The sequence below is a fragment of the Pseudomonas sp. RIT778 genome, assembly GCF_019718735.1.
In the GTDB taxonomy this organism is placed as follows: domain Bacteria; phylum Pseudomonadota; class Gammaproteobacteria; order Pseudomonadales; family Pseudomonadaceae; genus Aquipseudomonas; species Aquipseudomonas aphyarum.
The window spans coordinates 1-21,542 of record NZ_JAIHBA010000009.1 but is presented as its reverse complement, the minus strand read 5'-3'; the positions used below and the strand labels follow the sequence as shown (position 1 = coordinate 21,542).

The following is a 21,542-nucleotide window of genomic DNA, read 5'->3' as shown; positions in this document are numbered from 1 at the left end:
GGGCAGGCAATCACGCCGTCCGGTTCTGTCTTTTGAGCAAGGAGCACACCCCATGGCAACACCAGCGTACATGTCGGTTACCGGCGAAAAACAAGGCCTGATCACTGCCGGCGCCTTCACCGCCGACTCCGTTGGCAACACCTACCAGGAAGGTCACGAAGACCAGGTCATGGTTCAGGCTTTCACCCACGACGTGATCATCCCGCGCGACCCGCAATCCGGTCAGCCAACCGGTCAGCGCGTGCACAAGCCAGTCGTGATCACCAAGGTCTACGACAAGGCTTCGCCGCTGCTGCAAGCCGCACTGACCTCCGGCGAGCGCATGAGCGAAATCGTTATCCAGTGGTACCGCACTTCGGCTCAAGGTACCCAAGAGCACTACTACACCACCAAACTGGAAGACGCGATCATCGTCGCCATCAACAACAAAATGCACAACTGCCAGGATCCAGGCAACGCGCACTTCACCCACCTGGAAGAAGTGCAGTTCACCTACCGCAAAATCACCTGGACCCACGAAGTCTCCGGTACTTCGGGTTCCGATGACTGGCGTGCTCCAGTCGTTTAATCGCGGCTGATGGTTGTACCGTCTCGGCCAGCGCTGCTGGCCGAGATCATGAGTTTTTAAAGATTTTTCCGCCAGATCCTTAGCGATCTGGCGGCGTCGCAGCACTGTGCGAGGGACAAGGGAATGTTCTCACCGGCCAACCAGCCCCATTTCAATCTGACCATCGATGGCGCGGACAGCGATTTTCAGGTGCTGTCGTTCACCGGTCGGGAAGCCCTCAACACGCCCTTCGAATTCGAGCTGGAACTGGTCAGCGAAAAGGCCTCGATCAACCTCGAAAGCCTGCTGCACAAACTGGCGTTTCTTCAGCTGTCGCCGAGCGGCAGCGGGATCCACGGGCTGATCTACAGCATCGCCCAGGGCGAGGCGGGCAAGCGCCTGACCCGCTACAAAATCTCGTTGCGACCGCAGCTTTCGTATCTCGCGCACCGCTTCAACCAGCGCATTTTCCAGCAGATGACCGTGCAGCAGATCATCAGTCAGGTGCTGGAAGAGCACGGCATCCTCGCCAGCGATTACCACTTCCAGCTCAGCGCGATCTATCCCGAGCGCATCTACTGCACGCAGTACGATGAAAGTGACCTGCATTTCGTCCAGCGCCTGTGTGAAGAGGAGGGGATTCACTACCACTTTCAGCACACCGCCAGCGGCCACAAACTGACCTTCGGCGATGACCAGACGGTGTTCCCGAAACTCGCGCCCGTGGCCTATCAGCAGGACTCCGGGCTGGTGGCGGACCAACCGGTGGTCAAGCGTTTCGGCCTGCGCCTGGCCACCCGCACCAGCCGCACCACGAGGCGCGATTACGACTTCGTCAAACCGAAGATCGAGCTGGAAAGCGACGCCAAGAGCAGCGCCCAGCCGGACCTGGAAGATTACGACTACCCGGGCCGCTTCGTGGACCGCGAGCGTGGCAAGCACCTGGCCAACCGCAACCTCGAACGCCACCGCAGCGACTATCGCCTGGCCGATGGCAACAGCGACCAGCCGATTCTGGTCACCGGGCATTTTCTGGCCCTGACCGACCACGCCAACCCGACGTGGAACGACCTGTGGCTGCTCACCGAAATCTTCCACGAAGGCAAGCAGCCACAAGTGCTGGAAGAGTCGGTGACCAGCGACACCACCGACCTGAAGGACGATTTCCATCAGGGCTATCGCAACCGCTTCAACGCGATCCCGTGGGACGTGCCGTACCGTCCGCCACTGGACCACCCGAAACCCAAGGTTCTCGGTTCGCAAAGCGCCGTGGTTACCGGTCCCGAAGGCGAAGAAATCTTCTGCGACCAATACGGGCGGGTGAAGGTGCAGTTCTTCTGGGACCGCGAAGGCCAGCACGACGACAAGACCACCTGCTGGATGCGCGTGGCCTCCAGCTGGGCCGCCGAAACCTTCGGTTCGATCAACATTCCGCGGGTCGGCATGGAAGTGCTGATCACCTTCCTCGAAGGCGATCCCGACCAGCCCTTGATCACCGGCTGCCTGTACCACGGCGCCAATCTGCCGCCGTACAAGTTGCCGGACTTCAAGACCCTGGCCACGGTCAAGAGCAAGGAATACAAGGGCAGCCGCGCCAACGAACTGCGCATCGACGACACCACCAGCGAGATCAGCATCGCGCTGCGCAGCGATCACGGCGCGAGCGCGATCAACCTTGGTTACCTGACCCACCCGCGCCCAAGCGGCGGTCAGCCTCGGGGTGAAGGTTTTGAGTTAAGAACCGACCGCCACGGCGCCGTGCGTGCCGGAGCCGGTCTGCTGATCACCACCGAACCGCGTCCGAACGAATCGAAACACCACAAGGACCTGCCGGAAACCGCCGAGCGCCTGGCCACCGCCAGCGACCAACAGGACGGTTTCGCCACACAAGCCAAAGAGCTTCAGGCCCAGGAAGCGGGCGATCAGGACGACGTGGCCAAGGCCTTGCACGCGCAGCATCAAGGCGTACTCGGCAGTGGCCCGGCGAACCTCACCGCCAACGAATTTCCCGAGTTCACCGAGCCGCATCTGGTACTCGCCAGTCCCGCCGGCATCGCCCTGACCACGCCGCGCTCCAGCCACATCGCCACCGGCGAACACCTGGCACTGAGCAGCACCGGTCACACCAGTTTTTCCATCGGTAAACGACTGCTGGCCAGTGCCAGTCGCGGCATGCGCCTGTTCGTACAGAGCATGGGCTGGCGGCTGGTGGCGGCGTCCGGCGACATCGACGTCAAGGCGCTGAAGGACAGCATCAACCTGCTGGCCAAACTCAACATCACCGCCAACGCTGACCGCATCACCATCACCGCCAAGACCGAACTGGTGATCCAGGGCGGCGGCAGCGCTACGACCTACAACGCCGGCGGCATCACCCACGCCACCAGCGGCCCGTACACCGCCCACGCGGCGAACTTCGCCTACACCGGCGCCAAAAGTCTGGCCGGCGTGTTCCCGGAACCGCCGAAACCGGGCAAGGGCAATCTGGAGCTGTTCAACCAGTACGCCGGGAGACAGGGCATCAAGGACGGCGATTACGAAGTCATCGATGCGCTGGGCAAAAGCATCAAGGGCAAGCTCGACGCCAAGGGTTTCGCCAGCGTTGCCGGCGCCGCCCCAGGGCCAGCGCGGGTGCTGTTCGGCAAGGATCCGGCGGACACCTGGAGCGACGGCAGCTACATCGGCAAACCGGAATGGCCGTTGAATCCGCCGGGTGCTGAGGACATTCCGAGCCAGGTGCAGTCGATGGTCGCGCAGGCGCTGCCGAGCAAGAACTGGGACATGTTGGAGAAGGGCAAGGAATTGGCACAGACAGGGATGGGCGCCGTGCAGACCGCGCAAGGTGCGATGCAAACAGCGCAGCAGGTGAAGGGTGCAGTGCAAGGCGGAGCGGCCGGGCTGCCGAAACTGGCGAGTGCGGCATTGCCGAGTGCGTCGGGGATTCTCGGGGCGGCGAGCAAGGCGGGCAAGTTGCCAACGCTTCCGGCTCCAGCCCTGCCAAAAACTTCCTTGAAAACCCCGGGCCTGCTGGCGGGAGAGGTGTTGTCATGACGACTGGATCCGATGGTGCGAAAACGCGTGAGCCGCAAGTCGCGGTGGTGCCACTCAATACGATCGATATTCAGGATGTCGGACGCGGCGCTGCCAAATTCGATGCCTGGTTGCAGTCCATCAGCGGCGGTGTCGTCACACTCGATCGGGTCAAGAACGTCGCGGGTGCTCTTCCCGTCGTGGGCAACATCATGGCGTTGGTAGATGCCCTCGGAGACATAGTGACTCTGGCCAAAAGCAAACAGCGTCAAGTGCTGGATTGGGTCAGCCTGGGTATCAACCTGATTGGTGTATTGCCTGCGCCGCCGACCATGGCTTCTGCGCGCATGACATTACGCCCGACCCTGGGGCTGGTGCGTCAGGAACTGCGAAACAGTGCCAAGACACTGCTGGGAGACTCCCTGATCGAAGTGCTGATCGGGCATCTGAACGCGACCATCGTCGGCACCATCGATGACTTCGTAAAACAGGCACAACCCAAACTGGCGGGCATTCTCGACGACGCTGGAAAACTGGGTCAAAGCGCGGTGAACGAAATTGCCAAGGGCCTGGAGAAGGTGGTCAATGGCAAGCTCGATGCGAAGGGCGACCTCAATGCGGCCGGTTCGAAAATCACGGCGGCGCGCGGTCAGTTGTTGCACGACCCCAAGGCGGCTATCAGCAACATTTTCGGTGCCGCTTTCAGTGCCTACAAGGCTGCAGGCAAAGGCGTTGCCAACAGTGCCGCTAAGAACTTGCTGCCGGAGAAAGCCAAGGCTCTGGTACTGAGCAACACCTCGATGCTTCGCACGCTGGGGGTGGAGCTGCAATCCCAGATGAAAAAGCTTGGTGACCCGGGCGTTCAGCATTCCATTGGCTGGCTGTTGCAGATGTTGGCGGGCTCGGTAGCAACCTGGCGCAAGCGGCGCTCTCATGGTCAGGCCGCCAGTGTCAAACCGGGGGCCACGAGCAAGGCTGAACAACGCGCCGGCAAAGGCCAACTGGAGTTGCAACAAAGCCAGGCGCGAGCCCGTTCTGATGCCAGTGATTGCAAGAATGTCGTCCCGACAGGTACGAAAAGGAACATCAGCTTTGCACGCGGCACGGAAACCATCACCCACACGGATTTCCGTTTGCCGGGCCCGTTTCCCATCGTCTGGAACCGTACTTATTACTCGAATCTGGAGGCCTACGACAAAGGCAGCCTGGGTGCTCGCTGGATCAACGAGTTCACCACTCGTTTCGATTATGTGGATGACGGGTTGGTCTTCCATGCGGCCGATGGCCGAAGTCATGAATATGCCTTGCCCAAAGTCGGCGAAGCCCATCATGACCCGATTGAAAACCTGACTCTGATTCGCTCAGGTGAAAATCAATTGCTGCTGTGCCGTGGCGTTGAGCGAAAAGAAACCTACGTGCGTCGTGGGGCACGCTTTCTGCTCGCCGGCATCGAACTGCGCAGTGGTGCTGGAATCATGCTGCACTATGAGCACATGCATGGTGATGAGCCGGTGCTCTCTGACCTTCTCACCTATCAGGGGGACGTTACAAAGGTTCATCTACAACTCGGAACACTGATCGATGACCACGGGCGTCTGACAGGTTTGTGGGAGATTGCCGATGGCATCCCTCAGCGCCAACTGTGTGCCTATCACTATGATGCCTTGGGAGATCTGGTTCAGGCACAGGATGAAAACGGTTATGCCTGGAATTATGAATTCCGGAGCCATCTGATCACGCGATATACCGACCGGACCGGGCGGGGCATGAATTTGCAATGGCAGGGGGACGGCTCCGATGCCAAAGCGATTCGTGAATGGGCGGATGATGGAAGCTTCGATACCCGACTTGAGTGGGACGAAAACATTCGTCTGACCTACGTCACTGACGCCCACGGCAATGAGACCTGGCACTACTACGACATTCTTGGCTACACGTACCGTATCCGGCATCCGGATGAGCGTTCGGAATGGTTGTTCCGCGATGAGGCCAAAAATGTCGTGCGACATGTCCACACCGATGGAAGCGTTGATCGGTTCAGCTACGACGAGCGTGGCAATCTTCTCGAACACATCCGTGCCGATAACACCGTAGTGCATTACGCATACGATGATCTGGACCAACTGATCAAGGTTAGTGATGCAGAGGGCGGACAGTGGACCAGAGCTTATGACGACAGCGGCAATCTTGTGGAAGCTGTCGATCCTCTGGGTAACAAGACAGAGTACACCTACACATCTGCCGGCTATCCGGAGACCGTCAAGGATGCAAACGGGGCAGAGAAGAAATTCGAATACAACGATGCCGGTCAGTTGACCGGATACACAGATTGCTCCGGCAAAACCAGTACTTGGGAGTATAACGGCCTGGGTCAGTTGATTTGCTTTACCGATGCGGCAGGGCAGGGCACCGAGTATGAGTATGCGGCTGGTCAACTGGTGTTGATCAGGCATCCGGACAAGTCTGAGGAACGTTTCAGTCGCGATGCCGAAGGGCGCCTTTTGGCCCATGTCGACAGCCTGAACCGCTGCACCACCTGGAACTACAGCGCCGCCGGCCTTATCGTCGAGCGAGTGGATGCGGCTGAGCAAACGTTGCGCTATCGCTGGGACCGTCTCGGTCGTTTGACCGCTTTGGAGAACGAAAATGAGCGTAGCGCCCATTTTCATTACGATCCAATGGGGCGGTTATTGGAGGAAACAGGTTTCGACGGCCATATCACGCGCTACCAGTACGACTCTGAATCAGGTCGTTTGAGCAGCAAGCTTGATGGCGAGCGGCGAGTGGCTTTCCAGTTCGACCTGATGGGCCGTCTGATAGAGCGTCGTGCGAGTCTGGGCGTACAGGTACAAAGTGAAACATTTGCCTACGATGGCAACGGCAATATGACACTGGCCGAAAATGATCACAGTCGCTTGCAGTGGTTCCACGATCCGGCGGGTAACCTGCTGCGTGAACACCAGCATTATCTGAGTTTGGAGCAGCCACGGATCGCAGTCTGGCAACATGAATATGATGCCCTGAATCAGCGAGTAGCGACTGTGCGACCGGATGGCCAAAGAGTCAGTTGGATGACCTACGGCAGTGGGCACTTGCTGGGATTGAAAGTGGATGACCACGAATTGCTGGCCTGGGAGCGTGACGATCTGCATCGCGAAATCGCCCGCCATCAGGGTAATCATTTATTGCAGACGCAGAAGTGGGACCCGGCTGGGCAGTTGCAGGAGCAATTGTTGGGTCGCAGCGATGACAAGCGCACGTTGCTCAAGCGTGAATATCAATATGATCCTGCGGGTCAACTGATCCTTCTCAACGACACGCGACGCGGGCCGCTGACGTATCAGTACGATCCGGTGGGGCGCCTGATCAAGGCGGCGAGTCGACAGGGTGTGGAAACTTTCGCCTTTGATCCTGCCGGTAACTTGCTTGATGAGCCGGTTCAACAGATGCGCCGACCTCTGGATCAGGACCCGATGCGTAGCAAGCGGGTGGACAACCTGCTGCGTGAGTACTCGGGCACCCACTATGAATACGATGATCGAGGCAATCTGATACAGCGTTGGCACAACGGCAGTATCGCCAGAATGCGCTGGGACTTGTTCGACCGTTTGGTTCACTTTGATGATGCTCGACTGGAAGTCGAGTATGCCTACGATGTATTGGGACGCCGCCTTTACAAGAACTCGACTGCGCATTTCATGCGACGGCCTGAAGCCGGATCACAGTGGAACGACAATGAGTTTGTCCGCAAGCAGCGAGAGTCGGGTTGTGGTTTCACATTGTATGGCTGGGACGGCGATACGCTGGCCTGGGAGAGCAGTCCGGCTCTGGTTGATGGTGATCCCGGGCGCACGGTGCATTACATCTATGAGCCGGGTACTTACATTCCGGTTGCGCAAGCTTTGCGACACCAGCCAATCATTCTGATGGGGCAGCCTGACTTCAGCGGCGAGTATCAGTTGGAGGACGACCCGCTGTGGAATCACGTACCTGTGGCGCTGCCAATCGACGTCCTGAGTTGGTATCAATGCGACCGAATGGGGACTCCTCTGGAGTTGACCGACCAGAATGGCGAAATAGCCTGGAGCGCACAGTACAAGGCATGGGGGAGCGTGGCTGAACAGCGCTCGCCAATGGCGCAGCAACAGGGTATTGGCAACCCGCTTCGCTTCCAGGGGCAGTATCACGATCAAGAAACGGGGCTGCATTACAATCGTTATCGTTATTACGATCCGTTGATTGGACGCTTTATCAGCAAAGATCCCATCGGTTATGACGGTGGGTTGAACCTCTTTGTGTATGCGCCGAGTCCACTGGGCTGGATTGACCCGCTAGGCTTGGCAAGATGTCCGTGTGCCGATCTGAAGAAAGGCAACCCTGAAGGAACCGGGCCATTCAGAGGCGGATCTTATGGAGGCACCACAGCCTCGGGGATCGAGTCGCATCACATGCCGGCAGATAGCACCAGTCCGATAAAGAGAAGCCAGGGGCCTGCAATTCAAATGGAGCCCTATGACCATGGCCAAACAATGAGTCACGGTCACCAGGGTAATCCCGGCAAAGCCTATCGGGCTCAGGTCCAGTCAAAAATTGAGGTGGGGGACATGAGGGGAGCAATGGCGATGGAGATCAGAGATGTGCGCCGTGTTGCCACTCAGGTCGGACAACCCAGAAAGTACAATGAAGCAATGCAAGAAATGCTGGCGTATGCCAAGTGCCGTAAATTTCTGGATAAGTGAGAGAAACCATGAATGATCAAGCGTTCAAAGTGTGGCGAGACAAACTGGTTTCATTGGATCGCTACGAGAACCCGGAAGATGCTCGTGAGTTCTCGGCGCTCGTGAGCAGTGTCCGCGACGAACTCGATGCAAAAACCATTGATGTACTGCTGTCGACCTTTTGCGATGACGACGACTACGGTGTGCAAGAGCGCGTGTTGGGTGTTCTTGATCATGCTGAAGCGGGCGTTTTTGCTGAAAGGCTTGCGGTGAACTTCTCAACGTTGCAAAGCCAGGCAAGTGGCAAGGAATGGCCTCTTATTCTGATCGGTCGTGTCGTTAACTCGGATAACGCAGAGAAGATCAAGGCGATTGTCGGGGCCGCGAAGAAATCCCCGGGTCTTGACGCCTTTATTCGAAGTGATGAGTTCCTGGATGAGTATCCGGAGATCGAAAGTTACTTCGCCTGATGTGACTCAAGGCTCAGGGCCGGCATGCAGAGGATAAAGGGGGGATAAAGGGGACGGATTTATTTTTGCCAACATCTATCAGAACCTGGATGACGAGACGCTGTTGAACTGGTGGCTCGAAGTCTGACGACCCTGAACCCACAATCGAATGGAATCGGATCAACAAATAAGGAGTGGCTGTGAGCGAACATGAGCGGGTTTATCCCAGCGCCGCGCAGAACGCGGTCTGTGAAAAATACGGGATGTCTGTGCTTCCTCCTGAGGAAATGGTCGCTATCGCCATCGAGTCGCTAGGGAACACACCCATTTATGGCACACGCGTTCGTTTGCCGGATGGGGGGAATGTCAGCTGGTTCATCCACGGCGGCACGCATTCCGCGGCGATTGATTTTTACCAGCCGGTTTGTATTGAACACTTGCCCGAAATGCTTCCGCTGGTGATGAAATATCTGTGCTTACCCACGGGTGCAAAATTCATCATCGATACCCAAGGGTACGAAGACGTGTGGATGGCTGAGTAACCTGGTCAAAGGAGTGAGAGCATGAAAGACGCAATTCGCTTGGGCGACTCCACCACCCACGGTGGCAAAGTCCTCGAAGCCTTCTCCCGGACCGACCTCAACGGCAAGCCGATTGCCGGGCTCGGTCACAAGGTCAGTTGCCCGTTGTGCAAAGGGATTTTTCCGATTGCCGAGGGCAGCAGCACCTACACCGTCGATGGCGTGCCCATCGCGCTGGACGGCATGAAAACTGCGTGTGGGGCGGCGCTTATTGCCAGCGGCCCGAAAGGCGCGGTGGTCAGCTGAGTCCTGTAGTCAGACAGACCTAAGCTAATGCAAAAAAGATATTTGTTCGGTGTTTTTAATATCGTTTAGTTTTGTTTCATAGACGAATCAAAAGCATCAAACCGATAGACCTCCCGATTGCCATGACGGCACACGCTGAATCGATCACGGACTCTTCAGGTTTGATTCACACGGGAGTGAATCATGCCGCACACCTCAGACATCACCGCATTACCCATCCTCGACCTGTCCCTGCTCGACGGTACGCCGTCGCAACGCCAGGCCTTTCTCGATGACTTGCGCCATGCCGCCCGCGATGTGGGCTTTTTCTACCTGACCGGCCACGGCATCGACGCTGGACTGCTCCAGCAAGTACAAGACCACGCACGCCAATTCTTCGCCTTGCCCGACAGCGAGAAAACCGCCGTCGGCATGATCAATTCGCCGCACTTTCGCGGCTACAACCGCGCCGCTTCCGAGATCACTCGAGGGCAGCCTGATCAACGTGAACAGTTCGATCTGGGCGCCGAGCGCGACGTCTTGCCGTTGAACGCCGACAGTCCGTTGTGGGCGCGCCTGCAAGGGCCGAATCAATGGCCCGAGGCGTTGCCGCAACTCAAGCAGCTGCTGCTCGACTGGCAGCAGGCGATGACCCAAATGTCGCTGCGTCTGCTGCGCGCTTTCGCCCAGTCACTGTCGCTGCCGGAAGACGCTTTCGACCGGTTGTACGGCGACAAACCCAACGAACACATCAAGCTGATGCGCTATCCGGGGCAAGCCTCGACGGCGAGCAATCAGGGCGTCGGTGCGCACAAGGATTCGGGTTTTCTCAGCTTCCTGCTGCAAGACCGACAGGCCGGTCTGCAAGTGGAAATCGAAGAGGGGCGCTGGATCGATGCGCTGCCTCGGGACAACACCCTGGTGGTGAATATCGGCGAGCTGCTGGAGCTGGCCACCAACGGTTACCTGCGTGCCACGGTGCATCGGGTGGTCTCGCCACCGGTGGGCAGCGAGCGCTTGTCCATCGCGTTTTTCCTTGGCGCGCAACTGGATGCAGTGGTGCCGCTTTATCCCTTGCCGACGGCGTTGCTGCGCGAGGCGCGGGGCCCGGCGAGTGATCCGCTCAACCCGTTGTTCCGCGATGTCGGCTGGAATTACCTCAAGGGCCGACTGCGCTCCCATCCCGATGTCGCGCAACGCTTCTACGCCGATGCGTCGAATACCAGCACACCGCTTCGCAAGACCGCCAACGCCTGATCCATCACTCGCAAAAGGTCGCTTTCCCATGTTGAAAAAAGCAGTGTTGAAAAAAGCAGGCCTGACCCTGGCCGTCCTCGGTGCGCTGGTGACTTCGTTCAGTGCTCAAGCGCTGGAGCCATTGCGGGTTGCCGCCGACCCGGTGCCCCACGCGCAGATTCTGACGTACATCCAGAAGCTCGATCCGCAGCTCAATCTCAAGGTGATCGAAATCCCGCAGGGCGTGAACTCCAACGAGCTGCTGGTGCACGGCGATGTGGACGCCAACTACTTCCAGCATCTGCCGTACCTGCAATCCCAGGAAAAGGCCCTCGGCGAAAAACTCGCGGTGGCCGCCACGGTGCACATCGAACCGCTGGGAATTTATTCCCACCGCCACAAAACCTTCGCCCAGGTGCCGGACAAAGGCACGGTCGCGGTGCCGAACAACGTCACCAACCTGAGCCGCGCGCTGTACCTGTTGCAGGACAATGGCCTGATCAAGCTCAAGCCCGGTTTCAATGACCCGGCGGCCGATCAGGCGACGCCCAAGGACATCGCCGAAAACCCTAAACACCTGAAGATCCTCGAAATCGAATCGCCGCAATTGCCACGTGCGCTGGACGATGTGGACCTGGCGGTGATCAACGGCAACTACGCGCTGGAAGCCGGGTTGGTGCCGGCCAAGGATGCGCTCGGTCTGGAGAAGGCCGAACACAACCCGTACGCCAACATTCTGGTGACCACGCCGAAACTGGAAAACGATCCGCGCATTCAGCAGTTGGCCAAGGACCTGACCTCGCCGCAAGTCGCCAAATACATCGCCGAGAACTTCAAGGGTTCGGTGATCCCGGTGGCGGATGCCAAGCCATGATCGTCGTCGAGCAGTTGAGCAAGACCTATCCGTCAGCGTCGACCCCGGCGCTGGACCAAGTGTCGCTGAGCATTCCCGATGGCGCGATCTACGGAATTCTCGGGCGCAGCGGCGCGGGTAAATCGACGCTGCTGCGTTGCCTCAATCTGCTCGAACGTCCGGATGCCGGGCGGATTCTGCTGGACGGCGAAGACCTCACGGCGCTGTCCGATAGCGAACTGCGCCGCCAGCGTCAGCGCATCGGCATGATCTTCCAGGGCTTCAACCTGCTGCATTCGCGCAACGTGTTCGACAACGTCGCGGTGCCGCTGGAAATCGCCAAAGTCGCCAAATCACAGCGCCATGAACGGGTTCGGGAGTTGCTGGATCTGGTGGGCCTGGGCGACAAGGCCGAAGCGTTTCCATCGCAACTGTCTGGCGGTCAGAAGCAGCGGGTGGGCATCGCTCGGGCCCTGGCGGCTCGGCCGGCGTATCTGCTGTCGGACGAAGCCACCAGCGCCCTCGACCCGGAAACCACCGCATCGATTCTGGAGCTGTTGCGCGATATCAACCGCCAGCTCGGTTTGACCATCGTGCTGATCACCCACGAACTGGACGTGGTCAAGTCGATCTGCGATCACGCCGCGTCCATGGCCAATGGAAAACTGGTGGAGGCGGGGCCGGTGGCCCGATTGCTCGCCGATCCGCAGTCCACCCTCGGCGCTTCACTGCGACCCAGTTGCGGCTTGCCGCTGGGGCACGATGCGCCCGGTTTGAGTTTTCTGCGGCAATACGGCGTACGGGCGGCCCACTCATGAACCGCGTGATCGACTGGAATGAAATCCTCCAACTGGTGCTCAACGCCACCGGCGAAACCCTTTACATGGTGCTGCTCGCCGGGCTGTTCACGCTGCTGATCGGCCTGCCGCTGGGGGTGTTGCTGTTCATCAGCCGTCGTCAGGGGCTGTACCCGTTGCCGAGGCTCAATCAAGCCTTGGGCGCGCTCATCAATCTGGGCCGTTCGTTGCCGTTCGTGGTGATGCTGATTGCCCTGATCCCGCTGACCCGGCTGGTGGTCGGCACCACCCTGGGCAGCACTGCCGCCGTGGTGCCGATCACCATCGGCGCCTTTCCTTTTTTTGCGCGGATCGTCGAGAACGCCCTGGACGAAGTCGAAAAGGGCCGGATCGAAGCGATCCTCGCCATGGGCGGTGACATCCGCCATGTGATTTTCAAAGTGCTGTTGCCCGAAGCGCTGCCGGCCCTGCTGGCGGGCATCACCCTGACGCTGGTGATGCTGATCGGTTTTTCCTCCATGGCCGGGGTCATCGGCGGCGGCGGACTGGGCGATCTGGCGATCCGCTACGGTTATCAACGGTTCAACAATGAAGTGATGGTCGCCACCGTCGTGGTGTTGGTCATCCTCGTCCAGGGCGTGCAAAGCCTGGGCGATCGACTGGTGCGTTCGCTGGCTCATCGACGTTAAGGAATTTTATGGGTGCGCCTGTCGCCGTGGTCTCCGAACCACTGATTCGTGTACGTGAACTGAGCAAGACCTTTGGCTCGAACCGGGCGCTGGACCGGGTCAGCCTGGATATTTTTCCCGCCGAAGTGGTGGCGCTGCTCGGCGCCAACGGTGCGGGCAAATCGACGCTGGTGAAGATCCTCGCCGGCAGCCAGACCCATGATGGCGGCGAGATCTGGATCGATGGCCAGCCCCGGCATTTCAGTTCGCCGCTGTCGGCGCGCCGCTTCGGCATCGTTGCGGTTCATCAGCAGATCAACGAAGGCATCGCGCCCGGATTGAGCGTGGCGGAAAACCTGCTGCTCGATGAACTGTGCCGCCCCGACGCGGACTTCTGGCTCAATCGCAAACGCCTGCTGGAGCGCGCCGCGAGCATCGCCGCCGGCCTCGGTCTGGTGCTGCCGCTGGAGCAACCGATCGAACACCTCGGCCAGGCCGAACGGCAACTGGTGGTGCTGGCTCGCGCCTTCGCGCTGCAACCGCGACTGCTGATTCTCGACGAGCCCACGGCGGCCCTGTCGGATGCCGAAGCGCAGCGCCTGTTCGGGCTGATCGACACCTTGCGCAGTCGTGGTGTGGCGATTTTGTACATCTCCCATCGGCTGTCCGATCTGCAACGGGTGGCCGACCGCGCCGTGGTGTTGCGTGACGGGCAACTGGCCGGTGAGTTCAGTGCCCGGCAATTGCCAGAGGCGTTGGAAGCGATGCTTGGTCAGGCGCTGGAAGCCCACGTCTACACACCGCGAGCGGCGGGGCGCGAAGTACTGAAATTGCGCGACGTGAAAATCCTGCCGCGCACTCAGGCTTTTGATCTGACCCTGCACGAAAACGAAGTGGTGGTGCTGACCGGGTTGCTCGGCGCCGGCAAAAGTGAAATCGCCGAAGTGCTGTTCGGGCTGCGCAAACCGGTGTCCGGCTCTCTGCGACTGGACGGCATCGACTGGCAACCGGGCTCGCCCCGGCAGGCGATCCAGAGCGGTGTGTTCTTCGCCGCCGAAGACCGGGCCAGCCAATCGTTGGTGCCGGATTTTTCATTGCGCCGAACCCTGACCTTGCCGTTTCTCGAACGCTTCACCCGGGGCGGTTTCATCCGTAACCGTGCCGAAGCGGCGGCGGTCGAGGCGCAAGTCTCGGCGTTGGGAATCAAGACCGCCGGCATCGATGTGCCGATGAGTGCCTTGTCTGGCGGCAATCAGCAAAAAGTCGTGCTCGGTCGCTGGCTGCTCGGCGAGGGCCGGGTGCTGATCCTCGACGAGCCGTTTCAGGGCGTTGATGTGCGTGCCCGGCGCGAGATCGGCCAGTTGTTGCGCGACAGCGCCGCTGGCCGCGCCACGCTGGTGATCTGCTCGGACGTCGATGAGGCGCTGGAGATCGCCGACCGGATTCTGCTGGTGCGCGATCACGCGGTGGTGGCCGAGTACCCGCGTGCCGGGCTGGATCGCGCCACCCTGGTCGCGGCGCTGGCCGGCAGCGATCCGCAAATTTCTATTGTTCATGCCGCGCCAAGGAGTAGAGCGAGTGCCTGATTCGAGTTCCCTGTTGTCATCCGCCCCGGCGCCGTCCGAGCGCTTCGTGCAAGCGCTGATCCGGTACGGCCTGCTGTGGGTGCTGGCGTTGATCGTGGTGTTTTTCAGTGTGGCGGAACCGGCGTTCCTGCGGGTCGGCAACCTGTTCAGCATTCTGCAGTCGGTGTCGATTGTCGCGCTGCTGGCGCTGGGCGTGACGCTGACCATGGCTGTCGGCGGGCTGGATCTGTCGATCGGTGCGGTGGCGGCGATGAGCCTGATGATCGCCAGTTACGTGATGGTGGTGCTCGGCTGGGGCGCGGTGCCGGCGGTGCTGATCAGCCTGGCCGGTGGCGCACTGGTCGGGCTGCTCAACGGCTGGCTGATCGTGAAGATGCGCGTGCCGGACATTCTCGCGACGCTCGGCAGCATGTTCCTGGTGATCGGCGTGCAACTGATTCCCACGGGCGGTCGTTCGATTGCGGTGGGCATGACCCTGCCCAATGGCGACGAAGCCGAGGGTTCGTTCAGTGCGGTGTTTCTGGCGCTGGGTCGCGGACGGCTGTGGGACATCGTGCCGATTCCGGTGTTGATCACGGCGGTGGTTGCGGTGGCGGTGTGGCTGTTTCTCGAACGCACGCGCATCGGCCGGCTGTTCTATGCGATTGGCGGCAACGAGCAGGCGGCGCGTCTGGCCGGTGCGCCGGTGCAGCGCTTCAAGTTGCTGGCTTATGTGCTCTCGGCGCTGCTGGCCTCGCTGGGCGGTTTGTTACTGGCGGCGCGATTGGGGCGCGGTGATGTCAGCTCTGGCAATGGTCTGGTGCTCGATGCACTGGGCGCTGCGCTGATCGGTTTTGCCGTGCTCGGGGCGAAGAAGCCCAATGCGTTCGGCACGCTGGTCGGCGCGTTGCTGGTGGCTTCGTTGCTCAACGGCCTGACCATGCTCAACGCGCCGTATTACGCGCAGGATTTCGTCAAGGGACTGGTGCTGGTGCTGGCCCTGATGTTCACCTTCGGCCTCGCGCATCGGGCGCGCTGAGCCGTTTCATTGATGCTTCAAGGAACGATCCATGCACGGTTCAATCAAGCAGTTCGCACGTCATTGCCTCGCGGGGGCGCTGCTCTCGGCACTGGCCTTCAATGCGCAGGCCAAGGCCTTGCCCGGCGCACCGGCGCCGTTCGATAAAGGTCAGGTACAGATCGCGCTGGTGGGTTATCTGTTTTCCGGGGATTTCCCTGAAGCCTATCTGCGCGGCGTCGAGAAACAGACCGAAGCGCTGGGCGCCAACCTGCGGGTGTTCGACGCGCGGCAACAGGCGGCGAGCCAGGGCGAGATGATCGATCAGGCCGCCGACCTCGGCGTCGACGGCATCATCGTCCAGTTGGGTCTGGCGGAAACCCTCAAAGGCCCGATCGACCGGGCGCTCGCCAAAGGCATCAAGGTCGTCGCGTTCGACGTCGACCTGAACACGCCGCAAGTGACTCAGGTCGAGCAGGATCACCACGCACTGGCGCGTCTGGCACTCGATCAAGCGGTCAAGGACAACGGCACCCGCTTCGACGCCGGGTACGTTTACATCAGCGGCTTTACGCCGATGGAGCGCCGCGACGAGATCTGGAGCCAGGTCAAGGCGAGCAATCCGGGGATCATCGAAAAGGCGCGCTTCGGCACGCTCAATCCGCCGATTGCCAACTCGGTGGCCGATCAGGCCAGCGCCGTGCTGCGGGCCAATCCGGGGATCAGCGTGATCTTCGCACCGTTCGACGAGTTCGCCAAAGGCGCGAAGATCGCCGTGGACGAGGCCGGTCTGAGCCGCAAGGTGAAGATCTACAGCGCCGACATTTCCACCGCCGACATCCAGATCATGAAAGAGCCGGACAGCGCCTGGGCCGCCACCGCTGCGGTCAATCCGCAAGTGGCCGGCGCGATCAGCGTGCGCAGCCTGGCGATGCTGATCGCCGGGGAAAATCCGGGGCATAAGGTGCTGGTGCCACCGACCCTGATCACCCGTCAGCAACTGCTGGATCTGGACGTGAAAAACGTACGGGACCTGGGGCAGAAACTGCCGGCCTTCGGTGACACCGCCAATGTCGCGCGGGCACCGTGGATTCCCGTGGCGAACTGAGGAACCGACATGCACGACAAGGCTGCGCGCCTGCGCAAGAGCCGTTCGCCGAAAGCCGATGTGGCGCTGGGCGAACGGCTGCCGCCGGGGCAGGTGCTGACGGAGCGTTTCCCGATCCTGCACGAAGGCGAGGTGCCGGCGTATGACCTGGCGACGTGGTCGCTGCGCCTGTTCGGCACCTTGGCCAACCCGGTCGAACTGACCTACGCCGATCTGCAAGCGCTGCCGCAACGCTCGTTGCAATGCGACATTCATTGCGTGACACGCTGGTCGAAGTTCGACACCCGCTGGAGCGGCGTGCACCTGCAAGACTTGTTGCAGGCCCTGGACATCCGGCCGACGTCGTCCTTCGTCATGGCCCACGCCGATCACGATTACCAGACCAACCTGCGTCTCGATGACCTGCTGCACCCGGACAGCCTGCTGGCCACCCATTACGACGGTCAGCCGCTGACCGCGCAACATGGCTGGCCGCTGCGTCTGGTGGTGGCGGGGCGGTACTTCTGGAAGAGCGCGAAATGGCTGCGCGGGCTCGAATTCACCGATCAGGAGCAACCGGGCTTTTGGGAGCGCAACGGCTTTCATTTGCACGCCGATCCGTTCATTGAACAGCGCTTCAGCGGCGATGCGCTGGACATTGCCGAAGATGCCTGGCGGGAAAAGGACTTCGACTGACGGCATCTAACTTCGCACCGAAAAAAACACAGATTAATAACGCTCTCTACAACAACTTGGAGTGCGTTTTTGTGCGTGATTAGTTGTTGGTTAGTTGGGTGTTCATGTTGTTGCGCAAACACAAGTGTTGCTCAGGAAACACTCCATTCGTCGGGCATAACCTAAGCGTTATTGGTTCTTTTGCGGCAGGCGAGCGCTCGTCTAGCATCGGTAATCAGGGGGTTCTACTAACTTTGGGGTTCTTGCGCTCTAACAGCCGATAGTTGTCCAACACACTTGGCTGCCTTTCTGAATATCAAAACTACAGCAGAAATTGCCGTGCACCGATTGCCGACACTTCATGATTCGGCAGCGGCTGGTTATTAACTGCGATTCAAGGAGCTGTCGCATGATTCACCGTTCGCGTTCATTACTCGCCATCGCTGTTGTCAGTGCAATCTGGCAACTTCCTGCGCATGCCGAAGAGACTTCCGCGCGCGTCGACGATGATACACGGCTGGGTACCGTGCTAGTCACCGGCACCCGGGGCACCGCTCGTACGGTGCTGGATTCGCCGGTGCCGGTGGATGTACTGACCGCCGAGGACCTGAAGACCGCCGGCGCCAGTGGCGGCGAGCTGGGCCAGGCGTTGCAGACGCTGTTGCCGTCGTTCAGTTTTCCGCGCCAGTCCAACTCCGGCGGCGCCGACCATGTGCGCGCCGCACAGCTGCGCGGCATGAGCCCGGATCAGGTGCTGGTGCTGGTCAACGGCAAGCGCCGCCACACCTCGGCAGTGGTCAACGACTCGTCGAAAATCGGTCGCGGCACGGCGCCGGTGGACTTCAACTCGATCCCGATCAGCGCGATCAAACGCATCGAAGTACTTCGCGACGGCGCCGGCGCGCAGTACGGCTCCGACGCGATTGCCGGGGTGATCAACATCATCCTCGACGACGCCCCCGAAGGCGGCGAAGTGTCCACCAGCTACGGCGCCTACCACACCCATCAGGATGCCATCGGCAAAACCACCACCGACGGCCAGAACAGCGTGACCACCGCCAAGATCGGCACGCGGCTGGGTGAGGAGGGCGGCTTCATTCGCGGCGGTACCGAGTACAAGGATCGCAACCCGACCAACCGCGCCGGCTACGACGGTTTCGCCGACACCCCGGGCCAGCGCAACTACGTGATGGGCGACGGCGTGGCGCGGGACGTCAACGCCTGGTTCAACGGCGAATTGCCGTTGGCCGGCGGCAAGGCCTACAGCTTCGGCACCTACAACGAACGCCACACCACCGGCGCCGAGTTCTACCGCTACCCGTCCGAGCAGCCGCAGTTCTACCCCAACGGCTATCTGCCGCAATCGCTGGGCGACAACACCGACATCTCCGCCACCGCCGGTTACAAAGGTCTGATCGGCGACGACTGGGATTTCGACAGCAGCGTCACCCACGGTCGCAACCGCTTCGAATCGGCAACCCGTCGCACCCTCAACGTCAGCCTCGGCGCAGACTCGCCGACCCGCTTCGACACTGGCGACTACGAGTTGCGCCAGACCACCACCAACCTCGATTTCAGCCGCGAATTGCGCCTTGGCGGCCGCTCGTTCGTGCTGGCGGTGGGCGGTGAATATCGCTACGAAAACTACCTGACGTTTGCCGGGGACGAAGCCTCTTACATCGGCTCCGGGGCCGATGGCGCCAACGGCCTGCGCCCGAGTGAAGAGTCGGATCTGGATCGCAACGTGTTCGGCACCTACGCCGAATTGTCCGGTGATCTCAACGATCGCTTCTTCGTCGATGCCGCCACGCGCTGGGAACATTACGATGACGCCGGCAGCAAACTCACCGGCAAGCTCAGCGGTCGCTACAAGCTGACCGATCAATGGGCGTTGCGCGGTGCGGTGTCGAACAACTTCCGCGCGCCGTCGCTGGCCCAGAGTGGCTTCCAGAACACCACCAGCAACTTCGGCGACGGCGGCACGCTCACCGATATCCGCGTGCTGTCAGTCAACGATCCGATTGCCCGTGCCCTGGGCGCAGAAAAACTCGATCCGGAAACCTCGAAGAACTTCAGCCTCGGCCTGACGTTCCAGTTGAACGAGCGCTTCGATGCGTCGCTCGATGTGTTCCGCATCGACGTCAAGGACCGCATCACCCTGTCGCAGCGAATCGGCAGCGACGCGCTGGAAAGCTACATCAACGACAACTTCGGCGTGGCGGGCGTCCACGATGTCAATTTCTTCACCAACGCCGCCGACACCAGCACCGACGGCGCCGAACTGGTGCTCAACTACCATCAGCCGTTCTACGACGGGCAACTGGGGCTGACCACCGCGTACACCTACAACCACACCAAGGTCACCAGCACCAAGGGCACGCCGTCGCAGCTGACCGCCTTAGGGATCGGCAATGACGCGCTGGTCGGCGTCGAGGAACGCAACACCCTGACCGATGCTGCGCCCAAGGATCGCTTCGTGTTTTCCGCCAACTGGACCAGCGAACACTGGGGCCTGCTCGGGCGTCTGACCCGTCAGGGCGAGACCACTCGGGTGTTCGATTTCGGCGACTCGCAGCCGGAGCAAACCTACGGTGCGGTGTGGCAGCTGGACGCCGAGGTGACCTACAAATTCACCCCGAAATTCAGTATCGCCCTGGGCGGCAACAACCTGACCGACAACTACCCGGAACGCTCCGGCTCGGCCATCAACTACGGCGGTAACCTGCCGTACGACGTGCTGTCGCCGATCGGCACCAACGGCGCTTATTACTACGCTACCGCCACTTACGGCTTCTGAGTCTTTTCCGCCATGGATGGCGGATCATCAGCGGGAACCTTCATGACTCAAACCAATGGCCCCAAGCGGCACCTGCCGGTGTTCCAGGCATTGCTGATCACGCTGGGCATGGTCATCACCACCGACATTCTCAAAACCGCGCCGACCGTTGCCTTGAACGTCGGGCCGGAACATTTCTATTGGGTCTGGGTGCTCGGCGGACTGGCGTCGATGGCCGGGGCCTTGTGCTTTGCCGAGATGGCCACCGCGTTCCCGCATCCGGGCGGTGACTATCATTTCCTGCGCACCGCTTACGGCGAGCGTATGGGTTTCCTGTTTGCCTGGTCGCGGTTCTCGGTGATGCACACCGGGTGGATCGCGTTGTCGGCGTTCATGTTTGCCGACTACTTCAATGCGGTCGTGCCGTTGGGACATTACGGATCGGGGGTGTTTGCCGGTGCGATCATCGCCGCGTTGGTGCTGTTGAATCTGACGGGCAAGCACATTGGTTTCATTACTCAGACTGTGTTGGTGGGGTTGCTTGCTATCGGGTTCCTGAGTATTGCCAGCGCCGGGGTCTGGCTGGCATGGCAAGGGATCGAACCCGCGCTGCCCAGCGATCCGGTCGTGCCCGAACACACCGGCGCGGCAGGATTTTCTGCGGCGATGATCTTCGTGTTTCTGGCCTTCGGCGGCTGGAGCGATGCGGCGACGTTATCGGCTGAAGTGCGCGACGGTCGACGCGGGATCTTCATCGCCATGCTCGGTGCGCTGACGGTGCTGATGGCGATCTATCTGGCGCTGAACTGGGCGTTCGTCCAAGGGCTGGGATTCGAAGGCCTGGCGGCGAGCAACGCGCCGGCGGTGGAGTTATTGAACCGCGCCTTCGGTGCCCCGGGCGTGCTGCTGATTCTGCTGATGGTTGGCATCGCGGCCATCGCCACTATCAACTCAACCTTGCTGGTCGGCGCCCGCACCACCTACGCCGCCGCCCGCGATGTGGCGCAATTGCGCCGCTTCGGCGAATGGGACGAGCGCGACGGCGTACCGCGAAAGGCGTTGCTGGCCGAGGGGGCGGTGGCGTTGTTGCTGGTGTTGTTTGGTAGTTTTACTCAGAGTGGCTTCAACACCATGGTTGAGTATCTGACGCCGGTGTATTGGTTGTTTCTGAGCTTGAGCAGCCTGGCGTTGATTATTCTGCGCAGGCGTTTCCCCGAGGTGCCCCGGCCGGTGAGGGTGCCGCTTTATCCGCTGTTGCCGCTGCTGTTTTTTGTGTTGTGCGTTTACATGCTGTATTCCAGCGTGACGGTGGTGGGG

16 protein-coding genes are annotated in these 21,542 nt (G+C 60.5%); all 16 read left to right on the top strand.

Going from position 1 to position 21,542, the window contains the following annotated elements; translation table 11 throughout:
- Nucleotides 1-52 precede the first annotated feature (52 nt).
- Nucleotides 53-568 carry an Hcp family type VI secretion system effector gene (locus K5E37_RS07120; RefSeq protein ID WP_007949952.1) on the top strand — a complete coding sequence of 172 codons (516 nt, stop codon included), beginning with the start codon at nt 53-55 and terminating at the stop codon, nt 566-568.
- A 123-nt stretch (nt 569-691) separates the two neighbouring features.
- Nucleotides 692-3,598, top strand: coding sequence for a type VI secretion system tip protein VgrG (locus K5E37_RS07115; protein ID WP_221533453.1), 2,907 nt, complete (start codon nt 692-694; stop codon nt 3,596-3,598).
- Nucleotides 3,595-8,316, top strand: coding sequence for an RHS repeat-associated core domain-containing protein (locus tag K5E37_RS07110; RefSeq protein ID WP_085604753.1), 4,722 nt, complete (start codon nt 3,595-3,597; stop codon nt 8,314-8,316). The genes K5E37_RS07115 and K5E37_RS07110 overlap by 4 nt, the downstream gene beginning before the upstream one ends.
- Nucleotides 8,317-8,324: 8 nt before the next feature.
- Complete coding sequence (locus tag K5E37_RS07105; protein ID WP_085604750.1) at nt 8,325-8,765, top strand: hypothetical protein; 441 nt, start codon at nt 8,325-8,327, stop codon at nt 8,763-8,765.
- Between the two features lie 242 nt (nt 8,766-9,007).
- Nucleotides 9,008-9,286 (top strand): hypothetical protein, encoded by a 279-nt coding sequence (locus K5E37_RS07100; RefSeq protein ID WP_085605178.1) that lies wholly within the window; start codon nt 9,008-9,010, stop codon nt 9,284-9,286.
- A gap of 21 nt (nt 9,287-9,307) precedes the next feature.
- Nucleotides 9,308-9,571 carry a PAAR domain-containing protein gene (locus tag K5E37_RS07095; RefSeq protein ID WP_039771176.1) on the top strand — a complete coding sequence of 88 codons (264 nt, stop codon included), beginning with the start codon at nt 9,308-9,310 and terminating at the stop codon, nt 9,569-9,571.
- A gap of 183 nt (nt 9,572-9,754) precedes the next feature.
- Nucleotides 9,755-10,807, top strand: coding sequence for an isopenicillin N synthase family oxygenase (locus K5E37_RS07090; RefSeq protein WP_221533452.1), 1,053 nt, complete (start codon nt 9,755-9,757; stop codon nt 10,805-10,807).
- Nucleotides 10,808-10,850: 43 nt separating this feature from the next.
- Nucleotides 10,851-11,660, top strand: a complete 810-nt coding sequence (locus tag K5E37_RS07085) for a MetQ/NlpA family ABC transporter substrate-binding protein (RefSeq protein WP_085604744.1) — start codon at nt 10,851-10,853, stop codon at nt 11,658-11,660.
- Entirely contained in the window at nt 11,657-12,457 is an 801-nt protein-coding gene (locus tag K5E37_RS07080) for a methionine ABC transporter ATP-binding protein (RefSeq protein WP_221533451.1), read from the top strand. The genes K5E37_RS07085 and K5E37_RS07080 overlap by 4 nt, the downstream gene beginning before the upstream one ends.
- Nucleotides 12,454-13,125 carry a methionine ABC transporter permease gene (locus K5E37_RS07075; RefSeq protein ID WP_221533450.1) on the top strand — a complete coding sequence of 224 codons (672 nt, stop codon included), beginning with the start codon at nt 12,454-12,456 and terminating at the stop codon, nt 13,123-13,125. The genes K5E37_RS07080 and K5E37_RS07075 overlap by 4 nt, the downstream gene beginning before the upstream one ends.
- A gap of 8 nt (nt 13,126-13,133) precedes the next feature.
- Nucleotides 13,134-14,690, top strand: a complete 1,557-nt coding sequence (locus K5E37_RS07070; RefSeq protein ID WP_221533449.1) for a sugar ABC transporter ATP-binding protein — start codon at nt 13,134-13,136, stop codon at nt 14,688-14,690.
- The gene (locus K5E37_RS07065; RefSeq protein ID WP_221533448.1) at nt 14,683-15,708 is read left to right on the top strand and encodes an ABC transporter permease; all 1,026 of its coding nucleotides are present in this window, start codon (nt 14,683-14,685) and stop codon (nt 15,706-15,708) included. The genes K5E37_RS07070 and K5E37_RS07065 overlap by 8 nt, the downstream gene beginning before the upstream one ends.
- Before the next feature lie 31 nt (nt 15,709-15,739).
- A complete protein-coding gene (locus K5E37_RS07060; RefSeq protein WP_221533447.1) occupies nt 15,740-16,795 on the top strand; it encodes a substrate-binding domain-containing protein in 1,056 nt (351 codons plus the stop codon).
- Nucleotides 16,796-16,804: 9 nt separating this feature from the next.
- On the top strand, nt 16,805-17,470 hold the full coding sequence (locus K5E37_RS07055; protein ID WP_085604732.1) for a sulfite oxidase-like oxidoreductase: 666 nt from the start codon (nt 16,805-16,807) through the stop codon (nt 17,468-17,470).
- Between the two features lie 388 nt (nt 17,471-17,858).
- Nucleotides 17,859-20,246 carry a TonB-dependent siderophore receptor gene (locus tag K5E37_RS07050; protein WP_221533446.1) on the top strand — a complete coding sequence of 796 codons (2,388 nt, stop codon included), beginning with the start codon at nt 17,859-17,861 and terminating at the stop codon, nt 20,244-20,246.
- Between the two features lie 42 nt (nt 20,247-20,288).
- A partial coding sequence (locus tag K5E37_RS07045) for an APC family permease (RefSeq protein ID WP_221533445.1) occupies nt 20,289-21,542 on the top strand: 1,254 nt, incomplete at its 3' end.